This is a genomic window from Syntrophorhabdaceae bacterium (genome assembly GCA_035541755.1).
Taxonomy (GTDB): domain Bacteria; phylum Desulfobacterota; class Syntrophorhabdia; order Syntrophorhabdales; family Syntrophorhabdaceae; genus PNOF01.
On record DATKMQ010000018.1, the window covers coordinates 1 to 4,584 of the forward strand.

The window sequence follows — 4,584 nt, forward strand, 5'->3', positions numbered from 1 at the left end:
CGTCAAACCGATAGCTTTGAATAGCCTGTCGATCAGCAGAGACAATCTTGGCAAATACCCCGTGTCTTCAAGGATAGAAAAAGCAAGGAAGAAGGTCGTGACGATCGGCAGAATGAGAGCTACCGCATAGCGCACGCCTAACGTTATGACACCGTACTCACCGACAAAGAGTTCCTGTAAAGTTTTCCACGGCAAGAGGAGGACCACGAACTTCGTGACCCATGGATTGATATGTCCCTCAAAAATCGTGCCCTCGAGAAAATTAACGAGAACCCCGGCGCCAAAATCTCCAACAAACTTATAGATCCCAAAGTATAGGACGAAAAGAAGGATCGGTACCCCGGTCCAGGGAGAGATCATCCTGCGGCTCAGCCACTCCACCCAGTTTGTGTCGGCTTTTTCCCGAAAACGTACCGTCTCGTGGACAATTTTTGATGCGATCCTCTGTCGCACAAGAGCAAACTCATATGAAACGGGGTGAGGAAACCGCTCCCGTGATCGCTCCATAATGGCCTGAATGGCGCTAAAATCTTTTTCCTTTGCTTGCGCGAGAGCGCCCGCATCACTGTCTCCCTGAAGCAGCAGGGCAGCCAGGCTCCTCCTCGAGATCGCATAGTCACCGCGCATCATAGATTCGATCTCTCTTAAACACCTCTCCGTGGGTTCCTCATAATTGAAGGAATGAGCGGCTCCGTTCCCGGACTGTTTTGAGATAGTTTCCTTCAGCACGTCCACCCCTTGTCCGGTAGTGGAAGCCGTTGCAACGACAGGTATGCCCAAGCTCTTACTCAGGTGGGGTATGTCAAATGTGATGCCCGCCTTTGCTGCCTCATCAATGATGTTGAGAACCAGAATTACCGGTAAGCCTGTCTCCACGAGCTGGAGCGCCAGTGGAAGCATACGTTCTAAGTTTTTGGCGTCCACCACGTGGAGAAGCAGATCGGGTCTGTCATTGAGTAGGATGGAGGACGTCACCCGTTCTTCTTCGGTAATGGGTAGAAAGGAATACATACCGGGTGTATCGATTACCTCGAAGCTCTCTTTTCCGATGGTTCCTCTCCCCCGAAATACTTCAACCGTTGTTCCGGGATAATTGGATACAGTCACATAAGTACCCGTCAGTTTCTGAAAAAGTACGCTCTTGCCGACATTAGGACTGCCTACAATGGCAATCTTTCTGTTTTCTGCTCCCGGCAGGGAATTGGGCTCCCCACAGCAGCCTTCAACTAAAGCCCTCTTGAGAACACTTAACGACAAATTCATTCTGTTTTCCTCCTGACAAACATGCTCTTCGACACGCCGTAGCCCATGGCAGTCCCGGCCTCATCAGCCTTTATGAGGGGAGACCCGCGGTTGAGCATCCCTATGTTCTTTTTGGTGCACATACCCATCTCTGCTGAAGTACACTGATATCCGTGGCCATAGCAGCTCCTTAGCCGATTCTCGTTGCTCTCCCTGATCTTCATAATCTTAATCGCTTTTTCACTCTCCAAAAGTCCTAGAAACCTCATAACCCCTCCGATAATTTAAAATTCTGATATAGATAGTGATAATCATTATCATGTCATGTGCAAAAAAAATCACTTATTCCGGCACTCCTCACAAATGCCGTAAATGTTCAGTACATGCCGGGTAATGACGAAACCGTGGTTTTCAGCCAGTTTCTTTTGAAACTCTTCTATTCGCTGATCCAGAATCTCTATGATTTTACCGCAACGCTCACAGGTTAGATGATCATGGTGCTCGTGGCCGACGCTGTGTTCGTATCTGACTACACCGTCTCCAAGGTGCACTTCCCGGGCTATGCCTGATTCTGCGAAAATCCTCAATATCCGGTATACGGTTGCCTGGCCTATCGCCTTATCCTTTTTTTTCACCGCAGCCGTCAATTCCTCTGCAGTTTGATGCCCTTCTTTGCGGAGAAACTCGTTCAAGATAATCTCTCTCTGGCTGGTCATACGAAGTCCCCGTCTTGATAAATAGTTTGTGAAAAGAGATTTTTCTTTCACCGCTGTCATGATAATGATAGTTATTATCATAACTGAGGGGGTTATGTCAATGGTTATTTTCTTTTATCTTAATCATTATTACTTTCAGCCTTAGAGGTATAAGTTCTTTCTTTATGTGTGGTGTTCACTCTGCCGCCCCCATATATATATTTAGCGGCAGAGCCCTACTTTTTTATGAATCCATTCTAACAACCGGACTTTTGTCTTCTTTCTCGGCTGTAGTGCTGGGTTTTGGCTTGCCATCAACATCCAGATAAGAACGTTTGTGCAACATCTGTCGTGGCAATCTGTACCCTATTTATCGTGTTGGTAGCCATTGGAATAGTTCTTGGCCGGCGTCATCGGTCTCGTCTTCAGTTTCTTTTCGGGTCTTTTAGCTCTCCGATGGCGGACTCGCTGGCTCGATCGAGGCAAATGGCATTACTTCGGTTATTAGTGCCTCTGCGCTGCTGCGTCGGTGCAGCTCAGAGTTTATTTTATTTCTATGTATGGAGAATAAGGTAGATTAGCTTCAATGATATTTCGATATTATCAATCAGGATGATATCCCAACAAGCCAATCCAGCGGACAGCTTTTAGCCGCCGCTGATTCGCACGTCATACTACATTTCAAATCGTAATCCGCAGTTCTTAATGATATGTCCAATGCGCGATTCGTAGGTGACGGCAGCAGCAAAGTTCTTCCTGAAGTCGAGCGTGTGCTGATGTTTACAGACGTACACGATTTCAAACGGTAATCCTTAAAACATAATTTTTAGAATGCCTATTTTCTATTTTTCTTGATTGACTTATTCAGGTTATTGATGATAGCTTTTCCGTATAGAGTGGGCTCTCGCAACCGGCTTCGTATTTGACGAAAAATAACGGTTCGATCTGCCGCCATGCCATCATGGACTGACTTTCAGAAAACCCTTTCCTGTTGCGTCAGATGCGGAGAAAGCTATACAAAAACTTTGGAAGTGATGATGGCCAGACTATCAAACAATGGAGGATAGCGGTACATGAAAGTAGGGATTATTCGATGTCGTCAAACCGAGGACATGTGTCCTGGCACTACGGACTTCAAGGTTACTGCTTCAGGCACGTGTGCATTTGAAGAGACCGGACCCGTCGAAATCGTCGGTTTCGTGTCATGCGGTGGCTGTCCCGGTAAAAGAGCTATATCCAGAGCCAAAATGCTCGTTGACCGGGGCGCGGAGGCAGTCGTTTTTGCGTCCTGCATGAGGAAAGGCAACCCAATCGGCTTTCCCTGCCCTCATTTCTCCAACATCAAGGCAGCTGTCGAGAAAAAGCTGGGACCGGAGATCAAGATGATCGACTGGACACACTGAAACCCCAGCCGCCAATTTTGCAATGGACCTATGAACCATTTGATTCTCGATTATGAGTTGCCTCTCAGGCTCGTCCCCTTCGCTGGCATTCTTGTGGGAATGGCGCTTTGGGAAAGTCTGTCGCCTCGAAGGCCCACCTTCACTCCGAAATGGACGCGGTGGATCAGAAATCTCGGCATGGTCGTGATCGATTCCATGATTTTGCGCCTGGTGATTCCCGTAACCGCCATATCAGTCGCATCGTCTGCTGTCGCCCATGGATGGGGTCTCTTCAATATTATCGGTCTGTCGGGCTGGATCGCTATTGCTCTCGGCGTTGTTGTCCTCGACCTCGCCATATACGGCCAACATGTGATGTTCCATGTGATACCAATCTTTTGGCGCCTCCACAAGGTGCACCATACGGATCTCGATGTCGATGTCACGACAGGCGTTCGTTTCCACCCGGCAGAGGTGATCCTGTCCATGGGTATAAAAATGGGGGTCGTGCTCCTTCTGGGCGCACCCGTGCCTGCTGTTCTCTTATTCGAGATGCTTCTCAACGGCACGAGCATGTTCAACCACGGCAATGTCCACCTATGGATCGGCTTCGATCGATGGCTCAGGTTTCTCATTGTTACACCGGATATGCACAGGGTCCACCATTCCGTTATCATCCGAGAGACGAACAGCAATTTCGGTTTTAACTTGCCCTGGTGGGACAGGTTGTTTGGCACCTACCGAGCGCAGCCCGCCGCGGGGCATGACCGCATGGTTATCGGGATCGCACGATATCGCGACCCCAAGAGCCTCACGCTTGTTCGCCTGCTCGCTCTGCCGCTTCTTACTGAGACCTAATAGAGGTTTATCCAGAACCTTTCAATATAGCCGATATTTCCAGAAAGATTCGGGAGGTATTTTACCAGTTGCAGACGTATTACATAAATTTATGGGAGCGGTGTATCGGTAAGATATTCATCAGCAAAAAGCGCTGCGAATGTCTCTCTTTCAGGTCGTAATAAATACCTTTCACAATGCATTGTTTTATTTGTTTGTAGGTGCAAGCGCCAATTTTCAATGGAAGTTCATTTTGAAAAATTGATGCGGGGCAATTCTATTCAGTCCTTCCTCCTACCATTAATTCCTGTATAACTGTCATGTAAGCAGGTAAGATGTGCCCCAAGAAAGGCAGGGGGACTTAGTACTTCCTGGGTCGCCGAACCCTTATTTTCAGTCTGTCCCCTGCCTCTTGGAGCCATAATAAG

General features: G+C 48.0%; 5 protein-coding genes. 2 read left to right on the forward strand and 3 right to left on the reverse strand.

The window, feature by feature from the left end:
* The 3 genes from VMT62_01340 to VMT62_01350 all read right to left on the reverse strand — a co-directional run.
* Window positions 1-1,263: ferrous iron transporter B (locus VMT62_01340; GenBank protein HVN95048.1), on the reverse strand; the 1,263-nt coding region annotated here is incomplete at its 3' end.
* Window positions 1,260-1,511 carry a hypothetical protein gene (locus VMT62_01345; GenBank protein ID HVN95049.1) on the reverse strand — a complete coding sequence of 84 codons (252 nt, stop codon included), beginning with the start codon at window positions 1,509-1,511 and terminating at the stop codon, window positions 1,260-1,262. The genes VMT62_01345 and VMT62_01340, both read right to left, overlap by 4 nt.
* Window positions 1,512-1,580: 69 nt before the next feature.
* Complete coding sequence (locus VMT62_01350; GenBank protein ID HVN95050.1) at window positions 1,581-1,958, reverse strand: transcriptional repressor; 378 nt, start codon at window positions 1,956-1,958, stop codon at window positions 1,581-1,583.
* Between the two features lie 1,052 nt (window positions 1,959-3,010).
* Between VMT62_01350 and VMT62_01355 the strand changes: the two genes are divergently transcribed.
* Together VMT62_01355 and VMT62_01360 are read left to right on the forward strand one after the other, a co-directional pair.
* Window positions 3,011-3,340, forward strand: coding sequence for a CGGC domain-containing protein (locus VMT62_01355; GenBank protein HVN95051.1), 330 nt, complete (start codon window positions 3,011-3,013; stop codon window positions 3,338-3,340).
* 30 nt (window positions 3,341-3,370) lie between these two features.
* Window positions 3,371-4,177, forward strand: coding sequence for a sterol desaturase family protein (locus tag VMT62_01360; GenBank protein ID HVN95052.1), 807 nt, complete (start codon window positions 3,371-3,373; stop codon window positions 4,175-4,177).
* Window positions 4,178-4,584: the final 407 nt, after the last annotated feature.